Consider the following 26,195-nt stretch of genomic DNA (forward strand, 5'->3'; position numbering starts at 1 on the left):
GTCTTCTGATGGTGTAGCCGGTTTCGGTTCAGTGATCTCAACTGGCGGTTGGTCTGCGATCGCAGCAGGCTTCGGTTCGGTATTAGCAGCAGGCTGGTCTTCTGATGGTGTAGCCGGTTTCGGTTCAGTGATTTCAACTGGCGGTTGGTCTGCGATCGCAGCAGGCTTCGGTTCGGTATTAGCAGCAGGCTGGTCTTCTGATGGTGTAGCCGGTTTCGGTTCAGTGATCTCAACTGGCGGTTGGTCTGCGATCGCAGCAGGCTTCGGTTCGGTATTAGCAGCAGGCTGGTCTGCTGATGTATCAGATGATGTATCAGAAGGAGTATTCGCGTCCTCAGGGTTAGGTAAGGGTAGGGTTTCTTCCGCCATAGCTAATGTAAGTCATTATCTTTACTCTGGATAATCCTATCTTACTGGCGAAGGGCTAGACAGATGGCTCGGGAGTCGGGAATCGGGAGTCGGGAGTCGGGAATCGGGAGTCGGGAGTCGGGAATCGGGAATCGGGAATCGGGAGTCGGGAGTCGGGAATCGGGAGTCGGGAGTCGGGAATCGGGAGTCGGGAAAAGCGGGAAATGGGCAGAATTCTGCGGACTTGAGCTAAACGCGATTGGCGGTAGGCTACGCTACGCGAACGCATTTGTCAGTAGCTTTCATTAGTATAGTGGTTTTTAACCTAATGAGGTACACAGGATTTTTTCCCTGTTCCCTGTTCCCTATTCCCTGTTCCCTATTCCCTGTTCCCTACTCCCTACTCCCTACTCCCTACTCCCTACTCCCTATACCTGGCTTTTTTCTCTTAACAGAGTAATTAACGGCTAACACCTGATGCTCCAGAGGATGGCAAAGCTGAGGGAATTATACTAAAGTATATGAGGACTGAAAATTAATCCTAAAAAAATTAATTATCAGATTTAATAGCATGTCAATAATGTAAGCATTCAGCCATCAGCCGTCAGCCGTCAGCCGTCAGCCGTCAGTTTTGTGGCACAGGCTTTGGCCTTGGCCTTTCGGCCACGCGTGCGCGTTTGGCCACGCTGTGCGAACGACGCTGGGAGGTGACTTTACTCAGCATTATTCCAATGCTTACTTGTTTTATTCAAAAGCACCTCAAGTAGCAACTCAAGTAGCGCATTAGCTGATACGCGACACGCTGATAGCTGAATACTCACTCAATAATGCTATAGCATTAATTGTATTATCAATAGTATTTGAATTTAGGGTGTTTGAAAATTGTTGATAATCCCCGTTGGAGCCAGGGTAAATCTACTAAACCGAAAAACAAATCATAAACAACTAACAAGAAAAAACTAACAACTAATCTATATGGTCTGGTCAGAGCAACAGCTGTTACATGGTGGTAAATACAAGATCGAGAAAATTCTTGGACGTGGAGCGTTTGGAATTACCTACAAAGCAGTCCATCAGTTACTCAATCAAGATGTTGTAATTAAAACACCACACGAAAGCCTGAGATTGGCTCCAGACTACCCCAACTATGGAGAACAATTTATCAAGCAAGGACAACTGCTGGCTCAACTGTCTGCTGACCTTGAATCCCTGGTCCAGGTCAGAGACTTGTTTCAAGAAGGAGATACCTACTTCCTAGTGATGGATTTTATTTCCGGGGAAAGTTTGTGGAAGTTGGTACAACGCACAGGACCATTACCTGAAACTGATGCAGTAGAGTACATCACTCAAATTGGGTCAGCGTTGAATCTAATCCATGGAGTAGGGCTGGTGCATTTAGATATCAGCCCTCATAATATCGTGGTCAGTAACAGTGGCAAACCGGTATTGATTGACTTTGGAATTCCTGGGGATATACTCAGAGATAGTAATGTGTCGAGCCATATTGACAATAAACCATTTCGACCCTACGAGCTATACTACCAAGGCAGTCGTCACGCCACGGTAGATGTCTACTCTCTAGCCGCTTCGATGTACCATGCCGTAACCGGGCTAAGTCCTACCGAGTCAATTTACCGCAAGTATGACGGTGAAGAGCTGGTGCCACCAAAGCAACTGGTTCCTAGTATTAGCGATCGCTTAAATCAAGTAATTCTCCAAGGCATGGCCTTAGAGCCAAAAGACCGTCCTCAGTCAGTGCACGAATGGTTACAGCCCTTGACTGAAGACGATTATTTCATCTCTTTGAGTGAAGTTGATGACCTTAGTTCTGATGTAGGAGTAGATTACCGCCCATTACGGGATTTACTAATCCATAGAAAGTGGCAAGAGGCAGATCAAGAAACTCTCGCCGTTATGCTCAAAGCAGCAGGACGAGAAGAAGAAGGCTGGCTTGACATCCCAGATATCAACACCTTTCCTTGTACAGACCTCTGTACTCTCAACAGCCTCTGGGTAAAGTACAGCCATGGGCGCTTTGGCTTTAGTGTACAGAAGCGAATCTGGCAGAGCATAGTCACCGAGAGTGTGCAGGTAACTCCTGGTGCCGATTATGACTATGAAACTTACTGTCGCTTTGGCGATCAACTCGGATGGCACACCAACGAAAAGTGGCTAGATTACGTTGACCTGCCCTTCACCCTCAATGCTCCCCAGGGGCATCTACCAGTCAGCTATGTCGGATTCTTTTCCGGTTGGGCATACTTCGCCTTTTTTATGGGTGGCGTGTCTCTCTTCTCTCGCCTTGATATATGTAGTATTTAGCGGTTTTTATAGCGGTTTGTAATTCGGTCTGGGTGTTAGGGAATCGGGAATCGGAACCCACCCCTAACCCCTCCCAGGAGGGGAACGGGAATCGGGAGCGGTGCGACCCGTGGCGAATTTAATTCGCCTACGGAAAGCGCACCGAGGGAGTAGGGAATCGGGAAACAAGACTGTGTACCTCATTAGGCTAAAAACCGCTAAATAATAGTTATGTAGAGCAGTTATAAACCAATTTATAGCTGCTCTATATATAGCGTTTATTGCATGTATGAGGTACAGTGAGCAACCTCAAAATCCCCCTTTTTAAGGGGGATTTAGGGGGATACATTGGTACCTCATGGGAAACAGAATTGCTAGAACTATTATTTGATTAATTTTAAAAAAACCTATAAAAAATAATTATTATTGCTGCTAAATTATGCTCTAAATTTAGAGCTCTAAATTTAGAGCATGTAAATTTTATTTTATGATTAATATCCACATAATAAATATACCTTAATAAGAGTTAATTTTTAATCTAATTAATCATTTTTTTATGTTCCCTGTTCCCTGTTCCCTGTTCCCTACTCCCTATTCCCTACTCCCTACTCCCTATTCCCTACTCCCTATTCCCTACTTCCTAAAACTAAACACAAAAATCCCTCAGATTATTGTATGATTTCAATACAGTAAAAAGCATTAGCCATAATGACTATCGGGATTTGGGTACTAGGGGATCAACTTTGGACTGAACAATCAGCCCTACACAGTTGTCAACAAAACCATCAAAATACGCCAGTAATTCTGATTGAATCCCTAAGCTACGTCCAACAAAGACGTTACCACCGCCAAAAACTCGTATTCATTTGGTCAGCCATGCGCCACTTTGCTGAGGAATTACGCCAGCAAGGTTGGCCAGTCAGCTATAAAACAGCAGACGACTTTGAAACGCCCCTCCAAGCCTGGGTCACCAAAAATACTATTACCGAACTACGGGTAATGACGCCCAATGACCGACCCTTTGCCCAAATGATTGGCAACCTAAAACTCAATTGCCAAATTATCTTTATTCCCAACAATCATTTTCTGTGGAGCGAGTCTGATTTTAAAACCTGGGCGAAATCTCAAAAACGTCTGATTATGGAAAACTTCTATCGGGTGGGGCGCAAGCGATTTAATAGTTTGATGGCAGGAAATAAGCCAATTGGTGGGAAATGGAATTTCGATAAACAAAATCGTAAACCCCCAAAACGTAATCTAAATCCACCAGACGCCCTTTGGTTTGAACCCGACCCAATCACCCAAGAGGTGATCAACTCCGTTAACGCTCAAAACTTTCCCACCTACGGAAAAACCGAACCATTCCGTTGGGCAGTCAATCGCCATCAAGCTCTTCAAGTATTAGACTTTTTCATTCACCATCGCCTACCCAATTTTGGTCCCTATCAAGATGCCATGGTCACCAACGAAGATACCATGTGGCACTCCCTAATTTCCCCTTACCTCAATATCGGGTTACTCCAACCTGAGGAAGTAATTAAAGCAGTCGAGAACGCTTATCACCAAAACCAACTCGACTTAAGCAGCACAGAAGGATTTATTCGTCAAGTCCTGGGTTGGCGGGAATATATGCACGGTATTTATATCTATATGAACCCTGACTACTCCCAAAGCAATTGGTTCAACCACACCCAGCCTCTACCTGACTTTTACTGGCATGCCGAGAAAACAGATATGAACTGTTTACGCCAAATTTTGAGTCAGCTTGAACGCACAGGTTACTCCCATCACATTCAGCGACTGATGGTGTTGAGCAATTTTGCTCTAATTGTTGGAGTTTCCCCTCAAGCGATCGAACAATGGTTTCATGGAGCCTTTATCGATGGCCATGATTGGGTGATGCAAACCAATGTGATTGGCATGGGTCAGTTTGCCGATGGCGGCATCCTAGCATCCAAACCTTACGCTGCATCAGCTAATTACATTAATAAAATGAGCGACTACTGCAGCAGTTGTGCTTACAATCCTCGGAAACGCACTGGGCCCGGAGCCTGTCCCTTTAATTTCCTCTACTGGGATTTTCTCTGCCGCCACCGTGACCAACTCAAGGCTCAAGGCCGCATGAGTTTAGTCTTGTCTCACATCGACAGAATCTCTGATCAAGACATACAACAAATTCGTGAAGAGGCTCTAAGGTGGCATAGCGACAATATACCCGAACATACCACATAATTATGTTATAAGCAATTAGTCAGTGGTTATATTTTTTTTCATTGTTTTTTCCTTAAGGACTCAACTGAAGAGTTTGCTAATCAGAGTTTGCTAATATAGCGCTCCTAAATGAATTGTGAGAATTTTTGATGCCATATTCCCTACTCCCTGTTCCGGTGATCCGCTGTTCCCTGTTCCGGTGATCCGCTGTTCCCTGTTCCGGTGATCCGCTGTTCCCTTTGCTATAGATCACAGGTCACAATCCACAATTGCCCCATCTGTCGTCACCAGTTTTCCACCGCCAACGAAACTGTAAGAATTCTTATCGTTTGTCCCAACTTTCCCCCACAGATTCCCCACTGTTTCCACACAGAGCTTCAACCTTTTCCACAGTTTTCCCATAGTTTTCCACAAGCCTCAACGGTGGCATTAGCTATTCCAGTTTTACTGGGGATTTTCCCGACTTAGTATTCCGCAGCAGTTAAGACCGCAGTTTATGTAAAGTTATGTAACCAAAAAGCGCCTCAAACCCTGATTATTTCGTATACCTTTCGGAATTTGAACAAGACTTGTAATATTTCGCAGCATTGACAAACCCACCCCATTTCAGATGAAAATGGTGCGACCAACCTATAAAAAAATTTGCTCTAAGCTAACCTACGCCGACTAGCAGGGGTTAGCACGGACTACCCTACCCTATTTGGGGATAGTTCTGAACTAAAGCAAGGGTGGCATCAAAATTCAGTGCTTCGGTGCTAGCTTGTCTTGGCTTTCTTTTGGCCAAGGCAGTTATCTGAAGTGCTTGAAATCAGGTGGCTTTTTCCAAAAATACCTTTATATGAAGAGGTGAATATGAACGCAACCGTAAGTATCCTGGCAGAAATCCCCGAAGACCTGCACGAGTCTCTCAAGCGCTACCTAGAAACCCATCCTAGCTGGGACCAAGACCGGGTCTTCGCAGCAGCACTTTCTCTGTTTTTGCTCCAAAATGGTATTGGTAAGACCCCAGAAACATCCCAGAGTTATCGGGCTTGTGCTCGTGTGTATCTGGAATCCCTCTTTCAATATCCTGCTTAATTAATCCGGGATGGGGAAAGGTATAACGTGTGAAATATAACGTGTGAAATATAACGTGTAAAGTATGACGTGTCAAGTTCAGCACCCATGCCTGCACGGCTTCCCCCTACTCCCCACTCCCCTGTTATAAAATTCCCCCAAGCCGAAAACCCCGTGTCTAATGACCGGGGATTAAGGCTGGCAGCGACTTTAGTCGCCGTGATCAAAATATTTAAACTGATTCCAGAAAATTGTGCTGGGTCTTGTAGAATAAAGTAAGAAGTAAAGGTCGATAGCAATGATGATTTTAGAATTCAAGGCTTACGGCAAACAAAAACAATATCTAGCAATAGACGAGGCGATTAGAACGGTGAAGTTCATCCGCAATAGTTGCCTCCGTTACTGGATGGACAACAAGGGCATCACAAAATACGACCTCAACAAGTACAGCGCTGTTTTAGCCAAACAGTTCCCGTTTGCCAATGAACTGAATTCTACTGCCCGTCAAGCTAGTGCTGAAAGGGCATGGTCATCGATTGCTCGTTTCTTTGATAACTGCAAGAAAAAGGTACCTGGCAAGAAGGGTTTCCCTAGATTCCAAAAGCATTGCCGCTCGGTAGAGTACAAACAATCGGGCTGGAAATTATCCTCAGACAAAAAATGGATCATATTCAGTGACAAGAAAGGAATTGGGAAGCTCAAACTCAAGGGCACGTGGGACTTATGGCGGTTTGACAAAAAGCCAATCAAGAGGGTTAGGATAGTCCGTCGAGCTGATGGGTACTATGTTCAGTTCTGTGTTTCAGTTGATATAGACGAAAAGCTAAAACCAACTGGCAACACTATCGGATTAGATGTAGGTCTAAAGGATTTCTATACTGATTCCGACGGCAATACTGAACCTAACCCCAGATTTTATAGGACAGGAGAGAAGCGGCTAAAGTTTTATCAGCGGCGAGCATCTCGAAAAAAGAAAGGCTCAGCTAACCGTAAGAAAGCCATTAATAAACTAGGCAGGACGCACCTTAAAATAAGCAGGCAGCGTGAGGAACACGCCAAGAGACTGGCGCGTTGCGTAATCCGATCTAACGATCTGGTCGCCTACGAAGATTTAAGGGTTAGGAATTTGGTCAAAAATCATTGTATTGCCAAGTCTATTAGTGATGCAGGTTGGTATCAGTTTAGAAGGTGGTTAGAACACTTTGGGGAAAAGTTTGGTAGGGTAACTGTTGCGGTAAACCCTGCCTACACAAGCCAAAACTGCTCTAACTGTGGTGAAGTGGTTAAAAAATCGCTATCAACTAGGACTCACGTCTGTAAGTGTGGCTGTCAACTAGACCGCGATCACAACGCCGCAATAAACATCCTCGATAGAGCCTTAGGTACGGTGGGGCACATCGGAACCTTGGTCACAGACCAGAACGCTTGCAGAGAGGAGACCTCTATTCTTCCTGGTTCCGGCCTGGTTGAACAAGTCGCCTCATTGAAGCAAGAATCCCCGCGTCTAATGACCGGGGAGTGTCAAGATGTCCGGAAACATCGAGATCATAAACCGTAGGTAATGGGTTACCCATTACCCATTACCGATTACCAAAACGATTTTTGACCATGAGCACTATCGAAACAACCGGACAGATTATAATTCCTCAACTGATTGTGGGTTTAGGTAATCCGGAACCCAAGTATGATAAAACCCGGCACAATATCGGTTTTGAAGTGGTAGATGCGATCGCAGGTCGATTACAGATTTCAGGAAGCGAACATCGCCGGTTTCAGGGATGGTTTGGTCAAGGAATTGGACTAAAAGGAAATAAGCTAAGCTTGCTCAAGCCCCTGACATACATGAATCGCTCTGGACAAGCAATTCGGGCGGTGACTGATTGGTACAAGCTAAAACCTGAGTCAGTCCTGATCATTTATGATGATATGGACTTACCAGTAGGGCGTTTGCGTCTGCGCCTTTCTGGTTCAGCGGGAGGACACAATGGCATGAAATCCGCAATTGCCCATCTGGGTACGCAAAACTTCCCTCGCCTGCGGATTGGCATCGGCAAATCCAGTCAGAAGCCAGACACGATCTCCCACGTCCTAGGAAAATTTTCACCCCAGGAAGCCGAGTTAATGTCTGAGGTAGTCCAACTAGCAGTTGAGGCGGTTGAACTGTCTCTTAAGCAAGGTGTGGAAAAAGCAATGAGTCTCTACAATAATCGGAATCTAGCAACTATAGCAAAGGGAACAGGGAGTAGGGAGTAGGGAGTAGGGAGTAGGGAGTAGGGAGTAGGGAGTAGGGAAGTCGGAAGTGGTAACAAATTCTGTGTACCTCATAGGTATGATAAACGCTATAGTTATAGCGCTACGCAATAACTTACATAATCTGATTAAGGCAGGAGATATCAGCTGAGCCAAAGTGTACACTCAAGGCAATATTCAAGTTTTCCAGAGACGGGACTAACCAGGGTACGCTGTTTCTGGTTTGGGACTCGTAGTGGTTAAACAAAATCGAAAATCGCTTTTCTAAATAGGGCTTGACTTTACGGCAGATCAATACAATCTTGAGCAATAGTCCAGTGGTAATGGTGGTTCCTATATTGCCAATCAAATCAACAAATGTATAGTGATGGGGGCGCTGAGGGCTTTCCACCACCAAAAAATTTAACAATTGACTACAGGTGCGCACCACCATAAATTCATTTGGCCTTTGGTAATCCCATTCAGACAAGGTGTTTTGCAAATGACTATACAACCGCTTGTTAAACTGTTGCTTCCCATAGGCCGGGTCAATCGAGGCAATCAAATATTCATATAAATCGTCCTTGAAGTCTTTGAAACAGGCTGTGTGCTGACTGTGGGTATGGAAGCTACGAGCAACATCTTGGTAAGTGTAAGACCCTTGCACTTTGCCAAAAAACTGCTTGAGAGCACTCGCCAACTCTCGTTCGGTCAGCAATGTGGGATTTGACACTGGTTGAATAATTCGTCTTGGAGTCCTGATCTGCCGATTTCGCATGACATGGGCGCATCGCACCTGATAGGTTACGTACTTAGATAAATCACACTCAAAGCGCCGTTGAACCCTAGCTTGAACTTGCCGGACAGTTTGCTGATATTCCTGAGAGCTGTCTTCACTGAGTAAGCAATGTTCATATAAGTAGGGATACCGCTGAATCAAATTTGCCACTCGCTTAGAACCATTAGAGTATAGAGGTGTATCACTCATTACTATGGATAGACGTTGCAAAGTTAGATATTGCTCTGTTCTTTTGAACAGCTGCATTAGTTCCCGCAGGCGTCTAGGAGCCCGAGAGTGAACCCTCATTGGAGACGGCACATGATCAAACAGAGCTACCAATTCTTGGACTGCTCTTCTGGTGTTTGGTTTCAGATGCCAGTGATTGATCAGAATATGGCAGCAGCGATTGATCACAAATCGGAACTCTGTCCGAGCCCGTTTATCCATTACTATCTTTTCCAAGGCCAACCAGATGTCAAAATCTTCGTATCCCACTCCATCCAGGAAGAGCCTTTTGAAGCGTTCAATTGATTGCTTGGGTGATTCTACCCTTACCCACTGGAGTAAGTGATTGTAAACTTGCTGCTCTTGCAAGCTAATATGTCGAATTTCCGATTCTTTAGAGTCTCTCCAGGTGGTCACTTTAGGTAGCTCTCCTAGGTGCTAAAGCTAGGGCTCATCAATGGTGGTTGGCTTGAGAAGATGAAAATTCAACTTTAAATGGCTTAGCTAACACAAAGAGAGTTTGGGGTATCACAATATATCTACGGCAGTAGATATATTCTAATGATCACCTAAACTTTAGGTGAGCTATTATAGTATTAGTATATCTTCATCTAGTATTTACCTAATTGTGCCAATCAGTGGAAATTGTGAAAATTAAGTAAAAACAATGTGAAATTTATTGAATTACCTGGAAAATAGAGCGTTTAGAGAAAACAGCACAATTAGGACACTGGGAGAACAATAAGGTTATGGTGTGTCGGCTTCTTGTAGGAAAATTAGTTGACATTCTCGCCGCCAAGACAGTAGGCATTCCAGAAAAAATCCTGGAAAAGTCATTCACTGGCATTACCACTGATACCCGTAACCTGGAGCCGGGTCAACTATTTTTAGCACTGCGGGGTGAAAAGTTTGATGGTCATAATTATGCAGCTCTGGCAGTAGAGAAGGGGGCATTAACGGTCATTGCTGAGGCGACTAACGCTAGCCAACTCGAAGGTTTGCCCCTGATTCAGGTAGAAAATACTCTCAAAGCCTACCAGCAAATTGCTCGGTGGTGGCGTGACCAGTTTCAGATTCCGGTGATTGCTGTCACTGGTTCTGTAGGCAAAACTACCACTAAGGAGCTAATCGCAGCAGTTTTGTCTACTAAAGGAACTGTACTCAAAACCCAGGCCAATTACAACAATGAAATCGGTGTACCCAAAACCTTGCTGGAGTTGACACCAGACCATGACTATGCTGTAATCGAGATGGCAATGCGTGGTTCAGGACAGATTGCTGAGTTGACCGAGATCGCCAACCCTACCGTGGGGGTTATTACTAATGTGGGTACAGCTCATATTGGTCTGTTGGGTTCTACTGAAGCGATCGCAAAAGCCAAGTGTGAGTTATTAGCCCATATGTCCAACAACGGTGTCGCGGTTCTCAATCACGACAATCAACGCCTAATTGACACCGCAGCTCAGGTTTGGCAAGGGCAAACCTTAACCTATGGTTTAGAGGGTGGTGATGTCCAAGGACAGTTGATTGCACCGGAAATCCTGAAAGTAGAGGGCATGGAGTTTCCCATCCCCCTCCCAGGTCGCCACAATGCCCTGAACTATCTCGCGGCCCTAGCCATTGGGAAATTATTGGGGGTGGATTGGGAAACCCTCAGGAATGGTTTAAACGTTGAGCTACCCCCAGGGCGATCCCAGCGTTATGAGTTACCTAACGATGTAGTGATTCTCGATGAAACCTACAATGCTGGAGTTGAATCTATGGTAGCTGCTCTCGAAATGCTGGCTCAGACTCCTGGGAAACGACATATAGCAGTACTTGGGGCGATGAAGGAATTGGGAACCCAATCCGGTGAACTTCATCAGCAAGTGGGTCAAAAGGTTGAGCAACTAAATCTAGATGGCTTGCGGATTTTGGTGGATGAAAGTGATCCAGAAGCGGAAGCGATCGCAACCGGTGTTACTTCGGTGCCAGTTGAGTCTTTCTGTGACTCTAATCCTCTAGTGGAACATCTACTGGAGTTTGTCCAACCTGGAGATCGTCTATTGTTTAAAGCCTCCCATTCCGTTGGTCTCGATCAGGTAGTCAAGCAGTTTAAAGCAGGATTTTCCAAGCAAGATTGATACAGAGCCAACAAATCTGGACTTATCCCCAGATTGGCGATAGTTTACCGCTGAAAACTTGCTCAGCTGGCCCAGTCATGTAAACTCGCTGGTCGGTTTCGGACCATTCAATGTCGAGACAACCACCAGGAAGCTCCACGGTACAAATGCGATCGCTTTTCTGAGTTAACACACCAGCTACCACAGAAGCACAAGCCCCCGTGCCACAGGCGAGAGTTGCCCCAGCACCCCGCTCCCAAACCCGCATCTTGAGATAATCAGGGCGCACCACTTGGATAAATTCTGTATTGGTTCGTTGGGGGAAAACTGAGTGATGCTCAAACAGCGGACCAATAGTTTCCAGAGGTATGGCATCCGCATCCTCCACAAAGGTGATACAGTGAGGATTACCCATACTGACACAGGTAACCTCCCATAATTTGTCAGCTATTTCGATCGGGGTATTGATTACCTTTTGGTCAGCCTCTGCCAAAACAGTCGGAATTTGAGCTGCACTAAGCTGGGGCATGCCCATATCCACCCTGACTTTACCATCGTCCTTGAGTTCAGGAATGATCACCCCAGCCAGGGTATGGATCCGATAGTGTGTTTTGTGATTAGCCCCCTCTAAATCAGCCAGAAACTTTGCTAAACAGCGAATCCCATTACCACACATCTCTGGTTCAGAACCATCAGAGTTGAAAATCCGCATCGTATAGTCAGTACCCTCTTGTCCAGGCAGGGCAAAAATCACACCATCTGCACCGATTCCAAAATTGCGATCGCATAGCTGTAGCGCTTGCTCTGAGGTTATTCTGGGTTTTGGGTCATCCCGATTATCAATCAGAATAAAGTCATTCCCCAGTCCATGGTACTTTGTAAACTCCATAGTCAACCTCCTGATTCATCTGCTCTGGCGCAATGGTAATTCTTTTGCAGCCTTTTGTTTAAGTTTCGCGAATTTTCGTCGATTTAGCTACCGACTGATTAAAATACTTTTTCTGATTATGCTGCCCAAAATCCCAAAAACCCTCCTGGCCAAGTATGATTGGTTATGATTGGTAGGGTTCCCAAACATCCCACGATTTTTTGTGATTATGGCCCAATTCGATACCGGCTTGCCCAGTATTAGTCAAATTCAAGGCTATATCAAAGACCAACAACTCCTAGAGCTAAAACTTCTCACTGGGGATTCCTTCAGGGGGAAGTTGTGCTGGCAAGATCAAAACTGCCTGTGTCTGATCACTCAAGATCAGCAGACCATCATGATCCCTCATCATGCGATCGCTTATCTAAAGCCAGAGGCAGCTGAAGGCTGAAGGCTCAAGGCTCAAGGCTCAAGACTGTTCGCCGGATAGCCTTCGGTTTAGGGTAGGCTGAAATGGGTTTATTGGTGGATCAAGGTTAACTAAAAACTTGATCCACAACCAAGCATTACCCTTCAACCTTTTAGAATTTAGAATTTAGAATTTAGAATTTAGAATTTAGAATTTAGAATTTAGAATTTAGACTTCTGGCTTCTACCTTCTGCCTTCTGCCTTCTGCCTTCTGCCTTCTACCTTCTGCCTTCTGCCTTCTGCCTTCTGCCTTCTGCCTTCTGCCTTCACCATTCTACCTTCTTAATTCTGCCTTCTTAATTCTACATTCTAAATTCTGCATTCTACATTCATACTTCGTACTTTATTTTTGATTTACAACTTATAGCTTAGTCCAGTCAGTAACAATATAGTTGCAATAATACAGCCCAAGCATCCCAGGGCAAGATTAGTCATATTTGATTGACTTGCTGATGCTAGGGCTGTATTGAGATCCGGTGAAGTTAGACGTTCATAGTTTTTTATTGCTACATTAGCTTCTGGTAAAGAAGAGATCAGACTACCAATAAAATAATGTAATCCCACAAAAACTGCTGAGCCCAACCACTGACTTAATACTGAACTATAGAGTTCCGTATACGCCAAAAATAAGGCATTTAAAATATAACATAATACCGTCAGTGATATAGTACCTAAAATAAACTTCCACCAACTTGACTCAAAATCTTCCTCAGTTATATCTTCAAATAATCCTGGGCGCTTAGTTTTCAAGTTATTTTCAAAATACACAAATATACCGATCCCAATTATACAGATAAACACTCCGATTAATAACCAGTGCCATGTTCTCAATGGGATGTCTTCTGATAAATAATTAAACTGAAACCCTCCCGTTAGGCACCAATAGGCTACACTGGCAAATCCAAACATAGTTAAAGACATGATTGAATGCCAAACAACCAACTTTTTTTCACTATTAATTAGAGTAAGTAGACTTAAGATATTATTGAAATCCCTCTTAAAAAACCACTTAACTAAAACAAATAATGGAGCAACAATAAACATAAGATAAATGTTGGCAAAATTGGAGCCTAGTGGGGTAGCTATCCCTCCTAGCCTACCTAATCCCAGTGAGACAAGCATTAAAAGTAACTCAGGATTATTGGTACTTGAGTTAATCACCAAGGTGCGTTGCTCGCGCCCTAAATAGTCACCAGCAAGACCCGCTGCACAGCTCACCATCAAGTCAGTGGTGTAGGGAATTAACCAAAAGCAAAATGTTACGGCTGTAATTAAAGAAATCACCAGGAATGGGATTTCACCAATGAAATCATGGAGCTTGATGATCCAACTGTCCATTAATTTAAACCTCGACTTAGTTTGGCAATCGTGAGTTACCCTTAAAAAAACTATTTCATAGTTTGGTATTGATTGATATAGAGCATCCATCGACCGAATTAGCCTAACCGTTAGTGTGATAGACTATCGACCTTAGTTAGATGTCCTTTTATGATGGCACCTGGCTCAAGATTCCCGGTCCCGTTCATCTGCAAACTAGATGGAATTGGAAACACACTGGGCTAAATGATAGTCTATGCCCTAGTAGCTAAAGAGTAAAAATCTTAGTCTAATTTGTATAAGTCAGTGAAATCACTATCCTCTCATGGCTCACTATCAGGGCTAGAGCACTATTCTCCTTCTAGTCCCACCCCACTTCTGAGTGCAAAGCACCTTGCAAAAGGTCTGATTAAAACGACAGCAATAGCCCTGGCATCGGGTTTTGTAGCCCTGTGCCAACCAGTGCAAGCTTTACAGGTACAAGTTCAACCAGACAATCCCCAGTTAGGCGATACTTTGTCAGTGGTAATTCAAACCGAAACAGTCGGTTCACCACCGAGCGTTTCTATGGGTCAAAAGACCTATCCTACCTTTGCAACAGGGACAAATCGTTATCGAGCTTTAGTACCCACTACACCATTAGATAAACCAGGAAAATTGGTTTTGCGGGTGGCTGGTGATGGTAAAGTCAACAACATAGCTGTACCACTTAAGAATCGCTCTTTCCCTGTCCAACGCATCTGGCTGTCTGGCAAAGCCTCTGCCCCAGCAACCCAATTTGAATTAAATCGGGTTGCCCAGTTTAAAAAATTAGTGACACCAGAAAAATTCTGGAATGGTAAGTTCTATAGACCCAACAATGCTCGTGTCTCCAGCGTTTTCGGTATTCGTCGCTACTACAACGGTGTCTTTGCTAACAACTACTACCATCGTGGTGTTGACTATGCCGGTGGCTTCGGTTCACCAGTAGTAGCACCAGCAGCAGGACGAATAGCACTAGTAGGACGAGAGTCTCAAGGTTTCCGGGTTCATGGTAACACCGTAGGGATTAACCATGGTCAAGGGGTACTCAGTATTATGCTGCACTTGAGCCAAATTAAAGTTAAAGAGGGGGATTTCGTTCAAGCTGGCCAGGTCATTGGTAGCATTGGTTCTACAGGTGCTTCCACTGGTCCTCATCTACATTGGGGTCTCTATGTTCACGGTCAGTCGGTTGACCCAGTACCCTGGAGATGGGAAGGTGTAAATTGACTTTCCGCCAGCCCATCACTTAGCTAAACCGCGAGAAGCCCCGCACTTTACCTTCATTGGGTAAGTGTCGTATGGGAAGCGCGGGGCAAGGGTCGGAACGTCGAAATGCCAATGGGCTATACTAGGGACAGTAGGGAAAACAAATTAAGAGCTAACCGCCACCTACTAGCTAAACATAGAACGAGTTGTATTGTTCCGGCGCGGAGGGGCATCCCGTGTCGTTAATAAAGTAACCCGTGTAACCGAATCGTTGGATGGTGTTGGTAAGAAGCCCGCGCTGTACCGCGCTTGTCAGCGTCGGGAGTATGTCACCTGGATCACCTATACTATAACTAAGCCAGCACATTTGATATCATAGATAAATCTAAACATCAAGGGTAAAGGTTAAAGGTTAAAGGTAACCGGCAAGAGCGAACAATTTTCTTTCCTCTTGCCCTTTCCCAATTAGTTAGCTGTTAACTTGTCCTTCCTTTAGGACTTAGTCGTTATTTACCATTACTCAATAAATTCCTCGTGTTTGCAGTTAGTCATGGGCTAAAGCCCTATGCCTCACTTACTCCTACTCTTTTTTTGATTTTACTAGGAAATTCCACTAACCACTCACTTCCCTTCACGAAATTCCCCAGATTCATCTATCGGGATCAGCTTAATCAGATCAAGACGAAGCTAAATTCCTAGATTATACTATTAATTATTTTAACCATTAAACCAATAGCTATTCAATCTACTCATGAGAATTGAGCAAATTATAGAAAAAGCCTTGAAAGATGGGTACTTAACTCCCCTGATGGAGAGTGAGGTCGGTCGCCTTTGTGACACAGCTTCGGAACTCTCCATTGAAGAATATATGGCATTAGACAAACTGATGGGGGCGCTTCTATCTGGTGAAGTGGTTACAGTTGCTCGCAAGCAGTTTATCAATGTCATGGAAGAGTTGGTATTAAGCGAAGCAATTGATCAAGTTACCAAGATAGAAGACAAGAGCGATCGCTTTCTGGAGGTAGGAGATATTGCTGCCTATGCCCTCAATAGACTGCCCCCTCTCTATGCTACTACCGAGAAAGGTGCTCAATACCAGCGTAAAAGAGCAAAGCAAGACCTAATGGATTTAATTAACCATCAAGTCAAGGATGCCATAGCCAAATACCTAGAGCGACCTCATTTTGGCGCTGATCGCCAAGCAATCCGCAAACAAACCAGCAAAGATCTGATGGGACAGATTAGTAACATGTTAGAGGGCTGTGCACCAGGCTTTGAGCCAAAGCCTCAGCGCTCAAATGGATTACATGGATTACGTTGAGTCATTGTTAACATGTGATGTTTAAAAAAACATTTTAAAGTATAATTTTTACAACTGAAATGTTTAATTCCTGACAATGACTGGTGTTCCTAGACTGACCTGCTCATACAACTGTTTAATATCCTGGTTGAGCATCCGTAAGCAGCCGTGGGAAACCGCTTTGCCGATTAGCTCTTCTTCATCAGTGCCATGAAGCCCGATTTGATGGTGCCCGTCAGACCAAAAACCAATCCACCTTTCTCCTAAAGGATTATCAGGTCCAGGAGGTATGAGTTCACCAGTAATCGGTTCTTTCCAAATAGGGTTGGGTTGTTTGCGAATAATTTTGAAACTGCCAGTGGGTGTATCCCAACCTGGTTTACCAATAGCAACTGGGTGGCTCTGGAGCAATTGTTCTCCCCAGTACAAGTAAACCGTAGTATCACTCAAATCCACAACTACCTGGTAAGTAATAGCAGCAATTGCGTCAGTAAAATAAGAGGTGGCTGGTAAAACCTTGGGAATTTTTGATTTCAGTCTCTTTGGCGTTACCTGAGGTTCTACCAGATCTGAGGCTGTCTTTTCGGATGACAACGGTTCCAGTTCTGGGTATACTGAAGAGGTTTTTGTCAACGTCTTATCTGTACTGAGTCCTGCTATGGTCAACCGAGAGGTTGCTGGCAAGACCTGGCTAATTTCAGGTGTAAGTTGCTTCAGCTTAAGCTGTGGTAGTTTAGCTGAGATTAACAATCCTGCTGACCCAAAGCAAAAGATCATTAAGCTGGTGTTAATTGAGTGGATTATGGCCATAATTAATTTAATTAATAGTTAATTAATAGGTAATGACTAGTTAATTTAATAGTTAATTAGCTGTTTACTGGCTCAGTCCACTACGAGCGTGAAAATGTAAGATAGACTAGTGCTCGATGAACGGGAACCAATCGCAGAAGTTGGGAGTCAATGAGAGGAAGAAAGTTTTAAAAGCTATTCCAATCATGAGCCAACCAATTTCTCTATCCTGGTCAACAGAGGTAAAGCTTCCTCAAGTGCCGGTGCAACCTGAGAAACTCTCTAACTATGATTTGGTTTTACGCTGTCAGGAAGGTATGAGTCCTGACCGCACAGCCTTTGCTGAGCTACTACGTCGGTATCAGTCCCACGTGGACAAGATTTTGTATCACTTAGCACCAGACTGGCAAGATCGCTCCGATTTAGCCCAAGAGGTCTGGATTAGGGTTTACCGTAATATTAAACGACTTAATGAACCAGTCAAGTTCAAAGGTTGGTTAAGCCGTATTGCCACCAATCTGTTCTATGATGAGCTCCGCAAACGCAAGCGGGTAGCCCACCCCCTGTCTCTGGATGCACCACGTCATATGGATGATGGCGATATGGATTGGGAAATTGCTTCAGCAGAGCCTGGTCCAGAAGAAGATATGACGACCAGAGAGTTTTATGAGCAACTGCACAAGGCAATATCAGAGTTGCCAGAAGTGTTTCGTACTACCATTATCCTTAGGGAAATCGAAGGTATGGCTTATGAAGAAATTGCTGAAATTACTGGCGCTTCTCTCGGAACCGTTAAGTCTAGAATCGCTAGAGCAAGAGCGAGATTGCAATCTCACCTGCAAGCTTATCTAGATTCCTAAACATCAGTATAGTTACTTAATAATATATCAAATTTTTACAAGGCTTGCGTGAGTCAGATCTTTATCTAAAGCGCCGGATTTAACAAGACAAGCTTAATCAGATCTTTATCTAAAGCGCCGGATTTCCTTTATTGGTTATTCCCTTAAAATAAAAAATATCGGAGATCTAGTGTGGGGAGTTTACGATGACTCGTTGGTGATGAGAAAATGACCTCTAAATTTAACCCTGATAACAATTATGGGCAGGAATCTGCCAAAGATATGGATTCCCTCAAACGCGATAGCTTTCAATTAATCAGTGCTTACGTTGATGGGGAAGTAACATCAGCAGAGCGCTCTGAAGTCCAGCAGCTATTGGCAACTGACCCAGATGCCAAACGATTATACAATCGACTGGTGATGCTACGTCAGGCATTCCGAACCATGCCCGTCCCACCAACAGAGCAACCAGCTCAAGAACTGGCACAGCAAGTTTTCTCAAAAATTGACCGCCGCCGGAATCGCCGAAAATTTGTTTGGGGTGGTGCCACCCTTGCTGCCATGTTTGTCGGTGCAGTTTCGATGATTGTGCCTAATGGCTCGTCACCAGAGCTAAAGATAGCGGAGCAAACAGAACCCCTCAGGATTGCTGTGAATCGACCGCTGCTTGAGATACCTAAAGCTCCAGTGTCATCTCCTAGACCGGCTGGGATTATACCAGAACTTAAGGGAAATGTCAATAATCCTAATTTGAATTAAATTAACTTAAATGGGATAAATAAATGGGATAAATGGTTCTTGCCTCGGCTTGGAACTAATCGCTATTTCAGTTTTTACTATTTCAGTGTTTAGCTTGTAGTTTGCTGATCAACTCATAAAACGGCTCCCAATTATCTTCCTGAGTAATTGGCTCCCAAACTGCCTCAATCACAGGTCTAAGTAAAGCAGTTTGCGGATTCTTATCTCGCAAAAGTGCTGACATATCCTTGAGCTGATCAACTGATAAATTTTGTAAAAGGTGGTGGTAGAAATTGCGCCAATCTGCTAGGGAGGAATACTTAGCATCTGACTCCCAAAAGGATTCTCGGCTCATTATCTTACTAACATCATCTCGCCAACTCTTATCAAACTGTTGGGCTAATTCAGCAAAGAAAGCGTGATAACCCACCTGAGTATCTTGCAGGAACTGAATCGTTAACCTCAATAACTCTGACTCTTCCGATTCTGGCAACTGTTCAAATCCCAGTTTATTCAGCATCAAGTGCCGATAATTGCGGTAATAATGTTTCCCAAACTCGGCTAAACCTGCTTCCATCTCCGATGTTGGGATTACCATCCCTAACGGTTGCTGAAGCATTTCTAAATTTAACTGACAAATTCCAGGCTGATTGCCGTAACTATAGCGCCTGTAATAGTCAAAGTAAGCAGCGGTAAACTTAGGGTCATAGGTGGGGATAAAGGCATAAGGTCCATAATCAAAACTTTCTCCAGTAATCGACATATTGTCGGTATTTAAGACACCGTGACAAAAACCCGCTGCCATCCACTGGGCTGCCAATCGAGCCACTCGTTCCACCAACTCGGCGTAAAACTGAGCATACTGCTCTTGTTTCTTATCCTCCCTGAGGGGGATGATGGCTGGGTAGTACTGCTCAATCACATGGTCTAATAGCTTTTTGATTAAATCCGGACGCTTAAAGTAATGCAGTCGCTCAAAGGTACCAAACCGGATATGGGAACGGCTAAAACGTACTATCACTGATGAGCGAGTTGGAGAGGGTTCATCACCCCGCCACAGTTGCTCACCAGTTTCAATCAGGCTCAGACAACGGGAGGTCAAAACGCCAAGATTGTGCAACGCTTCAGCTGCAAGTACTTCCCGCACCCCTCCTTTGAGGGTCAGTCTACCATCGGCAGTTCGGGAGTAGGGTGTGGTGCCAGAGCCTTTGGTACCGAAGTCGTAAAGTTCCCCATCGATACCTCTTACTTGACCATAGAGAAAACCTCTGCCATCCCCTAGTCTAGGGTTATATTCACCAAATTGATAGCCGTGGTAGCGCAGGGCTAAAAAGGGTCGAACTCCCTGAAATTTACCGAAAGCTTGGATAAAGTCTTGGTCGTTAGTGTCTTGGGGATTTAACCCAATACGGGGTAGCAATTGGTCGTTACGAAACCGCAGGATATGCCTGGGAAATTCTGCTGCTGCTACTTCGTCAAAATAGTCATATCCCAGGGATTCTAAAGCTGGCTCGTAGTTGAGAGAAAGGAACATATCGATCAGGGCTTCTTAGCTCTTAGGGAATAGGTTGGCAAAGGAATAGTTTTTTTATTCACCACAAAGACCCAAAGAATGATAAACCATCTAAGATTGTTAACGAAGGAAGAAAGCAGATTTGATCTAAGATATGCCTAATTCTATAATGTTCCAGGAAGATGGGTATGTAGTTCTCGAAACGAATCAACCAGAGGTGATTCTGACTCCAATGGAGTTAAAGTCAAAGTTAATGGCAATCTTGGCAAATCGTCAGGATGATTTGCCCAGGGATTTGCAGCATTTGACCTCTTTGGAGGAGCAAGGACAGTATTTGATGGAGACCAGCTGTGAATTAGATGTAGGACCTGGAGAGTATTTACAGTGGTATGTAGTCCGCCTGTAGAAACTATACCGGCAACAGAACAGGAGCGCTGAGCGCCGATGTCTAGGCAAGAACTCGGCGCTCAGCGTGACGGGTTGGTATATGACCGACTGTTTGAAATCAGAATCCCCGTCTAGGTAACAGCGGGGAGCTTTAAAGGTAAGGTCTTTACACGCTGGTGCTTTCTTCGGGCATTGCCACTAGTGCTACATCCACCTGGTCTTCTTCAAGTTGGGTTAAATCTACTTTAATACCAGGTCCAAAGAATTTTTCCAGTTTTTCCTGCTTTTTGAGCCAAGTCTCAAAAGGAATTAGTGGGGAGTCAAATTCGAGAATTAAGGCATAAGCACCATCCACCGAAGTTTCTCGTAAACCCATCAACACAGGTCTTTCTTCATCAGTAGGAGATAAACCCAGGCTTTCCAAGGAACTATCTAGATGGGCTTCTTGACCATAACGATATCGCGTTACGTCTTTGCGAATTTGATTTTGGATTGGGGTGGCGGTTTCCTCTCGCAGCGTCAGGACTTCAGGAATTGTTGGTTGGCTTAATTCTACAGGCTTTAACTCCGCAGCTTTGAGGGCAAGACCTCCTAGTAGAATTGGAATTCCGTAAAAGAATCCCACTAGATTCACTGTAGCATTATCGGTGGCGTAGGCAACAAAGCCGATTACGGTCAGTAATCCACCAATGACTAGACCTAAAGTTCCTAGGGAAGTTCGGGGTAACATTATTTAGCTATGTAACAGAAATAACTCCAGTTTTATTATCCTAGAGCGCTGGTCAAGTCATAGAAGTTGACAAAATGACCGATATATGGGTTAAAGTAAAATTCCTCCACTCCTATCCCCCCTATTTCCCCTATACCCCATTGACAGATCATCAAATTGACCCAATACTTCATTCTGACTTAACCGATATTCCAGACTCTGGCTAAGTCAGAATGAAGTAATAAATGCACCCAGTCTTTCTCTGACATACTTTATTCCCCTTTTTATGGGAAAATTTGATCGTTATTATAAAATTGTTGTAGACAAGAGACAGCCAAAAATGGAATTGGAAAAAATTAAGGAGCGAATTACCTTAATCACCAGTAAACGGGAATCCTTGCTACGGCTTCTGGAGCAACCAGATTTGGGAACCCTCCGAATTGATGTTAATCAAGCCCTAGAAGAACTCGATGACCTAATCGATGAATTTAAGCGTACTTTCCCGGAATAAAAAGGCTAACTGATGCCTCAAACAATTGGCGTTGCTGATTAATGGAATAATTGAAGGTAATTAGGTAATAGGGAAATCAGCCCACTATAATAATTGCATAATTCCTTAGTTTAGCAGCGCGTTATTCTAGTTTTCGTTTCTCAGCTGATTTTAGCTAGTGGTTCTAGATGGTTAAGTTTACTGCTGCCCATTTTCCTAACTAAATTAATTAGATCTGAAGTGGCAACATCTTTCCTACAAAAGATATCAACGGGAGCAGTTTGGCTCATCACTTCAATTTGGGGGTCTTCTACTGAAGAGTAGGCAATGATTTTAGTGTCTGGCTCTAGGCTTTTGATCCGGGTGGCTGCACTTAGACCATCCATCATAGGCATTTGTAGATCAAGTACAATCACATCCGGGTGATGGCACTCTACCATATCAATGGCTTCTTTCCCGTTACTAGCAAGAGCAACTATCTCAATATTCTCCTGAGCCGAAAATGCTAAATGAAGGCTATATCGAGTTAATTCATGGTCGTCAACTACTAGAACTCGCAAGGCAGGATGCTCACAGGACAACATAGGAAGACGCTGATCATTGTTTGACTTTTTCAGTCTAATAAGTTAGATTGTAAAATTTTATCTACCTTTCGAGATAATCAACTCATCATTTCATGAATTTATTACATTGACGACAATACCAATTTACATTGATACGTAGAACCTGATGTGACATACTCCCAACCTTGCCACCCTGACAGGGGTAGGTTTTTTACATTTGGGTCAAGAGTCGGGAGTCGGGAGTCGGGAGTCGGGAGTCGGGAGTCGGGAGTCGGAAGTCGGGAGTCGGAAGTCGGGAGTCGGGAGCGGTGCGACCCGTGGCGAATTTAATTCGACGACTGTAAGCGCACTCCCTGGGAATCGGGAGTCGGGAGTCGTCAGAAGCGGGAGATGGGGAGATGGGGAGATTGTTATTAATCCTGTGTCCGAACAGTTAAAACTTGGGGGGGTGTCGAGTCTGGGGGATAGAGAAAATCGACTTGCACCAGCCGCTGGTCAAGGGGTGGCATCTGCAACCTAACTAGGGTATCCCCCTGCTCACCACGCCGTTGTACCAAATGCACATAGCGCGTCCGAGGTAAACCTTGATCATCCTTATAGCTCAATTGCACTGTCCCCCGGAAAAATATTTGCTTAGCTGGAGCCTTTAAAAACCTTAATCCTCCCTGGATTTGATCTTGTTTAATCGGTGTCTCAATAGCCAGGGTGACCGTTTGAGTATCCCCGGTGGGATTAATCAGTGGCAAGGTCAGGCTGTATTGCACCCCATAATTACCATGGGCAAAATAGGCGGTATCTGGATAACGGACTAACATCGGCGCACTCTGAATTTGACCAGTACCTAACCTGCCATGATGGAGGGTACTCAGTCCGTAGGAAAAGGCTTTTCCCGGTTGCGGAATAGTTAGAGATTGAGCAGTAGGATTATCCACTAACTGAGCTTGCCATCTAGAGCCTCGGGCTACTCCTGCCACTCGACCGTAGATAATTGAACCAGTAGTAGCAATTGGATCACTCGGGGCGCGATCGCGTGGTCCAGCTAACTCCCCTTGCTCTAATAAATGCTGCCATTGAGCTATAGTAGGAGAGCGTTCATTCCCATCAGTATCTAAAGGTGCATACTGGGCAAGACTAGCGGCGTATACCTTTCCATCACTGTATAACCGCATCAAAGTTGAGCGACCATTAATAGGTGGTGTCAAGGTTCGCACTGGAATTGGGAGATTCAGCAACATGCGACTTTGCTGAGCCTGAATCACCAATTGGGCAGGAAATCCGTCTTGCCTACCTCCACGCAGGATATCACTCATCACTCGGCTACCAGGCCCAGCATAAACTCTACCGGCAGAATTATCTACTTGGGAGGGCAATTCGATAAATGGTGCATCAGGCTGACTCAGGTAACTAGCTGCCTCAATAATATCTACTGTTACTGGTTCTTTGCCTGGATTGTGGAGGATAATCCCCAGATAGAGGGTGCGCAAATCGTCTCGGGTGGCTGCTTTAGCAACATGGTGGGCAAAGATATCAAAGCGCCCCTGAAATGGAAAGTTTAAGTGAGCCCCTGGGTTGGCTTTGTCAGAAGGGGGAAATGTGGACAGTAAAATTCCTTCAGTCTGTACTAGTTCGGGACTGTTGCTGTTGAATACGGGTACATTATCTAGTTGTCCTGGTAGAGGGCGTATTTCTTGGAGTTGCACGATTTCTACTTGAGGTGTTGGTGCTGGGGTGGCTTGAGCCAGGGTGAAATTTAGTAAAAATGGCAGCATGGATTTAGGGGTTTTAGTTAAACCAAAATTGGTTAAACCACAAAGACGTGAACAGGCCAAGGTTTTGATAAAGGTGCCATCTGCTAAGTTCAGAAACTCTGTTAGTTACAAGTGTTTAGTTACAGGTGTTGGCTAGCTGGGAATTCTGAGTTTTAGTGATGCCAGCTGGGATTTTCCAGTATGGCATGGGAAAACATTGAATCGATAACTATGACTTTTCTTTACCACCAAGTTTCCCTTGCCCAACTTTCCACCAAGGCACGTTCTGATCGCACACGGTGGCAGTCAGGAACTGAATTAGCTATGGTTACCTATGGGGAAGTTTCTCTTGGTTTTATTGTCCCTCTCGAAATTCTAACTGCTTTGCCCACTGAAGCGGTTGCTGGAATGCCCCTAAAAGAACTACAGCGTTGGCTGTTTAGAAATCGGCAAGGATGGCTGGAAGGGATTATGGATGCTTTGACTCTCACTTACAAGAAACAGGAGGTACTGGGGTTGCTCCACCCTCGCTACTCAGATCAGTTATCAAAGCTAGTCAAAAGTAGACTATCTGCTTAAACCAGTGAGTATTTGAACAAAATCCCACGGGAGGAGCAAAACGCCAATAAAACAAGGCAACGCTACGGGATCGCGTAGCTGGGACAGCCGCGATAATCGCATTTTTAGGTGTTGCCTATTTGCGGTTTGATATCACAATTTATGATAAATTTATGACCAATTTATGACTTCCCTCTCCCAGTTTATTACCCCTGTTAAACCTTTTGAACTAGTTATTTGAACTAGTTATTTGAACTAGTTATTTGAACTAGTTATCATAGTCAGCCAAATACCCATGTTTAAGGAGGTAAAAAGGACTCCATAGACTACTAATAAACAACTCCATTTGGCAAGCTGCAATTAAATCAGACTGGATAGAACCACCATGCTTGAGCCAGTGAAAGGTAATTTTGCGCAAATCGTTGGTCATATAAGCCACAGTTGCCAATGGTCTTAGCCAAGGTTTTACACTCAACATCCGGGTCACATGACGACTTAAACCAATCCCACGGAAAAATGGAATTAAATACTCACGTCTCAGACGCCAGCTAGGGATTTTGTGCTCAATTTCCATAGCAGGATTGTACCAGATTTCCCAGCCCTTAGCTTGGATACGAGACAACATCTCTAAATCTTCCCCAGTTAACATACTGCTCTTAGTGCGCCCAGTCAAAATAGGCCGAGAGGGCATACTCTCTAACCAAGCTTGTTTTCGCACAACCAACCCAGCTGAAGGTGGTAGTAATTTTTTGTGCGGTTCATAAAGTAATGGCTCACAGCCACGTTCAGTGATTGCTAAAAATGGCGCAAGTTTATCAAAATTTGGCGGAGGAGTGACTTCAAAAACACCATGGATTTGACTACCATAAGCACCAGAATTAGGGTGAGATTTGCCAAAGGCGTAAGCAGCAGCTATCCAAGACATTGATGGAATCGTGTCATCGTCTAGGAAACCCACTAGTTCACCTCTGGCTTCCTGAATGGCACGGCATCTGGCATAAGCTGCCCCTTGTTTCGGTTCAAAACAATACCTCAAGGGATATTGCTGTGGCCAATTGGCTTGATAAGCCTGAACAAGCTTAGCGGTGCCGTCAGTGCTGTTGTTGTCAATAACAATAACTTCCCAGCTGAGTTGGTCTTGCTGGCAACAGTCTCGCAGTCGGTCTAAGACTTCTGGTAGACGCTTCTGACCGTTGTATGTTGGGATGGCAACAGTTAACTCAATAACCATAGTTTTTTTCCCTCAGTGTATAAAAATAACCCTAACTAATTATTGTGAATATTCCCAAGTGTTGAGCAACATTATCTCTCTCTGAGGATAGAAATTGTTATTGGTTTAGGCAATTTAACCGATACTTTAAGCGGAAAGCTTACACGCTACGCGCGCCCTTGGGTTTGCTTTCCGCAAACAGCTATCAGCCCCT

28 protein-coding genes and 1 pseudogene are annotated in these 26,195 nt (G+C 44.4%); 17 read left to right on the forward strand and 12 right to left on the reverse strand.

Annotated features, from left to right (window positions below; all coding sequences use genetic code 11):
- Both F6K63_RS26920 and F6K63_RS26925 read right to left on the reverse strand, forming a co-directional pair.
- Nucleotides 1–369: pseudogene (locus tag F6K63_RS26920) on the reverse strand (hypothetical protein); the annotation flags it as partial.
- Nucleotides 370–424: 55 nt separating this feature from the next.
- A complete protein-coding gene (locus tag F6K63_RS26925) occupies nt 425–637 on the reverse strand; it encodes a hypothetical protein (RefSeq protein ID WP_287313580.1) in 213 nt (70 codons plus the stop codon).
- 39 nt (nt 638–676) lie between these two features.
- On the opposite strand from F6K63_RS26925, the gene F6K63_RS26930 reads away from it, so the two are divergent.
- From F6K63_RS26930 to F6K63_RS26945, 4 genes are all read left to right on the forward strand, one after another.
- Entirely contained in the window at nt 677–808 is a 132-nt protein-coding gene (locus tag F6K63_RS26930) for a hypothetical protein (protein ID WP_267875524.1), read from the forward strand.
- Between the two features lie 515 nt (nt 809–1,323).
- Entirely contained in the window at nt 1,324–2,670 is a 1,347-nt protein-coding gene (locus tag F6K63_RS26935; protein WP_287313582.1) for a serine/threonine-protein kinase, read from the forward strand.
- Nucleotides 2,671–3,205: 535 nt separating this feature from the next.
- Complete coding sequence (locus F6K63_RS26940) at nt 3,206–3,328, forward strand: hypothetical protein (protein WP_267875523.1); 123 nt, start codon at nt 3,206–3,208, stop codon at nt 3,326–3,328.
- Between the two features lie 29 nt (nt 3,329–3,357).
- The gene (locus F6K63_RS26945; protein ID WP_287313584.1) at nt 3,358–4,881 is read left to right on the forward strand and encodes a cryptochrome/photolyase family protein; all 1,524 of its coding nucleotides are present in this window, start codon (nt 3,358–3,360) and stop codon (nt 4,879–4,881) included.
- A 228-nt stretch (nt 4,882–5,109) separates the two neighbouring features.
- On the opposite strand, the gene F6K63_RS26950 is transcribed toward F6K63_RS26945, so the two are convergent.
- Nucleotides 5,110–5,262 carry a hypothetical protein gene (locus tag F6K63_RS26950; RefSeq protein WP_158026171.1) on the reverse strand — a complete coding sequence of 51 codons (153 nt, stop codon included), beginning with the start codon at nt 5,260–5,262 and terminating at the stop codon, nt 5,110–5,112.
- Nucleotides 5,263–5,712: 450 nt separating this feature from the next.
- Here F6K63_RS26950 and F6K63_RS26955 point away from each other — a divergent pair, with 450 nt between their 5' ends.
- From F6K63_RS26955 to pth, 3 genes are all read left to right on the forward strand, one after another.
- A complete protein-coding gene (locus F6K63_RS26955; protein ID WP_070391159.1) occupies nt 5,713–5,937 on the forward strand; it encodes a DUF2811 domain-containing protein in 225 nt (74 codons plus the stop codon).
- A 277-nt stretch (nt 5,938–6,214) separates the two neighbouring features.
- A complete protein-coding gene (locus F6K63_RS26960; protein WP_287313586.1) occupies nt 6,215–7,474 on the forward strand; it encodes an RNA-guided endonuclease InsQ/TnpB family protein in 1,260 nt (419 codons plus the stop codon).
- A 50-nt stretch (nt 7,475–7,524) separates the two neighbouring features.
- A complete protein-coding gene (pth, locus tag F6K63_RS26965; protein WP_008190027.1) occupies nt 7,525–8,169 on the forward strand; it encodes an aminoacyl-tRNA hydrolase in 645 nt (214 codons plus the stop codon).
- 112 nt (nt 8,170–8,281) lie between these two features.
- On the opposite strand, the gene F6K63_RS26970 is transcribed toward pth, so the two are convergent.
- A complete protein-coding gene (locus F6K63_RS26970) occupies nt 8,282–9,568 on the reverse strand; it encodes a Sll1247 family protein (protein ID WP_008190025.1) in 1,287 nt (428 codons plus the stop codon).
- A 332-nt stretch (nt 9,569–9,900) separates the two neighbouring features.
- Between F6K63_RS26970 and F6K63_RS26975 the strand changes: the two genes are divergently transcribed.
- Nucleotides 9,901–11,274, forward strand: coding sequence for a UDP-N-acetylmuramoyl-tripeptide--D-alanyl-D-alanine ligase (locus F6K63_RS26975; RefSeq protein ID WP_008190024.1), 1,374 nt, complete (start codon nt 9,901–9,903; stop codon nt 11,272–11,274).
- 22 nt (nt 11,275–11,296) lie between these two features.
- On the opposite strand, the gene dapF is transcribed toward F6K63_RS26975, so the two are convergent.
- Nucleotides 11,297–12,148 carry a diaminopimelate epimerase gene (gene dapF / locus F6K63_RS26980; protein ID WP_044495301.1) on the reverse strand — a complete coding sequence of 284 codons (852 nt, stop codon included), beginning with the start codon at nt 12,146–12,148 and terminating at the stop codon, nt 11,297–11,299.
- 202 nt (nt 12,149–12,350) lie between these two features.
- Between dapF and F6K63_RS26985 the strand changes: the two genes are divergently transcribed.
- A complete protein-coding gene (locus F6K63_RS26985; RefSeq protein ID WP_008190019.1) occupies nt 12,351–12,572 on the forward strand; it encodes an Hfq-related RNA-binding protein in 222 nt (73 codons plus the stop codon).
- A 372-nt stretch (nt 12,573–12,944) separates the two neighbouring features.
- Here F6K63_RS26985 and F6K63_RS26990 read toward each other — a convergent pair whose 3' ends face one another.
- Nucleotides 12,945–13,874, reverse strand: a complete 930-nt coding sequence (locus F6K63_RS26990; RefSeq protein ID WP_287267602.1) for a hypothetical protein — start codon at nt 13,872–13,874, stop codon at nt 12,945–12,947.
- A 339-nt stretch (nt 13,875–14,213) separates the two neighbouring features.
- Here F6K63_RS26990 and F6K63_RS26995 point away from each other — a divergent pair, with 339 nt between their 5' ends.
- The gene (locus F6K63_RS26995; protein WP_008190014.1) at nt 14,214–15,158 is read left to right on the forward strand and encodes a M23 family metallopeptidase; all 945 of its coding nucleotides are present in this window, start codon (nt 14,214–14,216) and stop codon (nt 15,156–15,158) included.
- 730 nt (nt 15,159–15,888) lie between these two features.
- A complete protein-coding gene (locus F6K63_RS27000) occupies nt 15,889–16,458 on the forward strand; it encodes a late competence development ComFB family protein (RefSeq protein WP_008190011.1) in 570 nt (189 codons plus the stop codon).
- A 63-nt stretch (nt 16,459–16,521) separates the two neighbouring features.
- Here F6K63_RS27000 and F6K63_RS27005 read toward each other — a convergent pair whose 3' ends face one another.
- Complete coding sequence (locus tag F6K63_RS27005; RefSeq protein ID WP_008190009.1) at nt 16,522–17,247, reverse strand: L,D-transpeptidase; 726 nt, start codon at nt 17,245–17,247, stop codon at nt 16,522–16,524.
- 185 nt (nt 17,248–17,432) lie between these two features.
- On the opposite strand from F6K63_RS27005, the gene F6K63_RS27010 reads away from it, so the two are divergent.
- Both F6K63_RS27010 and F6K63_RS27015 read left to right on the forward strand, forming a co-directional pair.
- On the forward strand, nt 17,433–18,086 hold the full coding sequence (locus tag F6K63_RS27010; RefSeq protein ID WP_044495298.1) for a sigma-70 family RNA polymerase sigma factor: 654 nt from the start codon (nt 17,433–17,435) through the stop codon (nt 18,084–18,086).
- A 207-nt stretch (nt 18,087–18,293) separates the two neighbouring features.
- Entirely contained in the window at nt 18,294–18,824 is a 531-nt protein-coding gene (locus tag F6K63_RS27015; RefSeq protein WP_008190004.1) for an anti-sigma factor family protein, read from the forward strand.
- Nucleotides 18,825–18,906: 82 nt separating this feature from the next.
- Here the strand turns inward: F6K63_RS27015 and F6K63_RS27020 are convergent, their stop codons facing one another.
- Nucleotides 18,907–20,337, reverse strand: coding sequence for a protein adenylyltransferase SelO (locus F6K63_RS27020; RefSeq protein ID WP_008190002.1), 1,431 nt, complete (start codon nt 20,335–20,337; stop codon nt 18,907–18,909).
- Between the two features lie 133 nt (nt 20,338–20,470).
- Here F6K63_RS27020 and F6K63_RS27025 point away from each other — a divergent pair, with 133 nt between their 5' ends.
- A complete protein-coding gene (locus F6K63_RS27025; protein ID WP_044495296.1) occupies nt 20,471–20,722 on the forward strand; it encodes a CRR7 family NDH-1 assembly protein in 252 nt (83 codons plus the stop codon).
- 147 nt (nt 20,723–20,869) lie between these two features.
- Here F6K63_RS27025 and F6K63_RS27030 read toward each other — a convergent pair whose 3' ends face one another.
- Nucleotides 20,870–21,433 (reverse strand): DUF2854 domain-containing protein, encoded by a 564-nt coding sequence (locus F6K63_RS27030; RefSeq protein WP_008189999.1) that lies wholly within the window; start codon nt 21,431–21,433, stop codon nt 20,870–20,872.
- A 319-nt stretch (nt 21,434–21,752) separates the two neighbouring features.
- Here F6K63_RS27030 and F6K63_RS27035 point away from each other — a divergent pair, with 319 nt between their 5' ends.
- A complete protein-coding gene (locus F6K63_RS27035) occupies nt 21,753–21,923 on the forward strand; it encodes a hypothetical protein (RefSeq protein ID WP_165691818.1) in 171 nt (56 codons plus the stop codon).
- Between the two features lie 140 nt (nt 21,924–22,063).
- Here F6K63_RS27035 and F6K63_RS27040 read toward each other — a convergent pair whose 3' ends face one another.
- Nucleotides 22,064–22,486 (reverse strand): response regulator, encoded by a 423-nt coding sequence (locus F6K63_RS27040; RefSeq protein WP_008189993.1) that lies wholly within the window; start codon nt 22,484–22,486, stop codon nt 22,064–22,066.
- A gap of 147 nt (nt 22,487–22,633) precedes the next feature.
- Here F6K63_RS27040 and F6K63_RS27045 point away from each other — a divergent pair, with 147 nt between their 5' ends.
- Complete coding sequence (locus F6K63_RS27045; RefSeq protein ID WP_154659952.1) at nt 22,634–22,795, forward strand: hypothetical protein; 162 nt, start codon at nt 22,634–22,636, stop codon at nt 22,793–22,795.
- 83 nt (nt 22,796–22,878) lie between these two features.
- Here the strand turns inward: F6K63_RS27045 and F6K63_RS27050 are convergent, their stop codons facing one another.
- Nucleotides 22,879–24,234, reverse strand: a complete 1,356-nt coding sequence (locus F6K63_RS27050; RefSeq protein ID WP_287313588.1) for a DUF3370 domain-containing protein — start codon at nt 24,232–24,234, stop codon at nt 22,879–22,881.
- Nucleotides 24,235–24,444: 210 nt separating this feature from the next.
- Between F6K63_RS27050 and F6K63_RS27055 the strand changes: the two genes are divergently transcribed.
- A complete protein-coding gene (locus F6K63_RS27055; RefSeq protein ID WP_287313590.1) occupies nt 24,445–24,792 on the forward strand; it encodes a hypothetical protein in 348 nt (115 codons plus the stop codon).
- Between the two features lie 247 nt (nt 24,793–25,039).
- On the opposite strand, the gene hpsE is transcribed toward F6K63_RS27055, so the two are convergent.
- Nucleotides 25,040–26,002, reverse strand: a complete 963-nt coding sequence (gene hpsE / locus F6K63_RS27060) for a hormogonium polysaccharide biosynthesis glycosyltransferase HpsE (protein ID WP_071102658.1) — start codon at nt 26,000–26,002, stop codon at nt 25,040–25,042.
- Nucleotides 26,003–26,195: the final 193 nt, after the last annotated feature.

It is taken from the genome of Moorena sp. SIO1G6 (assembly GCF_010672795.1).
GTDB lineage: Bacteria > Cyanobacteriota > Cyanobacteriia > Cyanobacteriales > Coleofasciculaceae > Moorena > Moorena producens.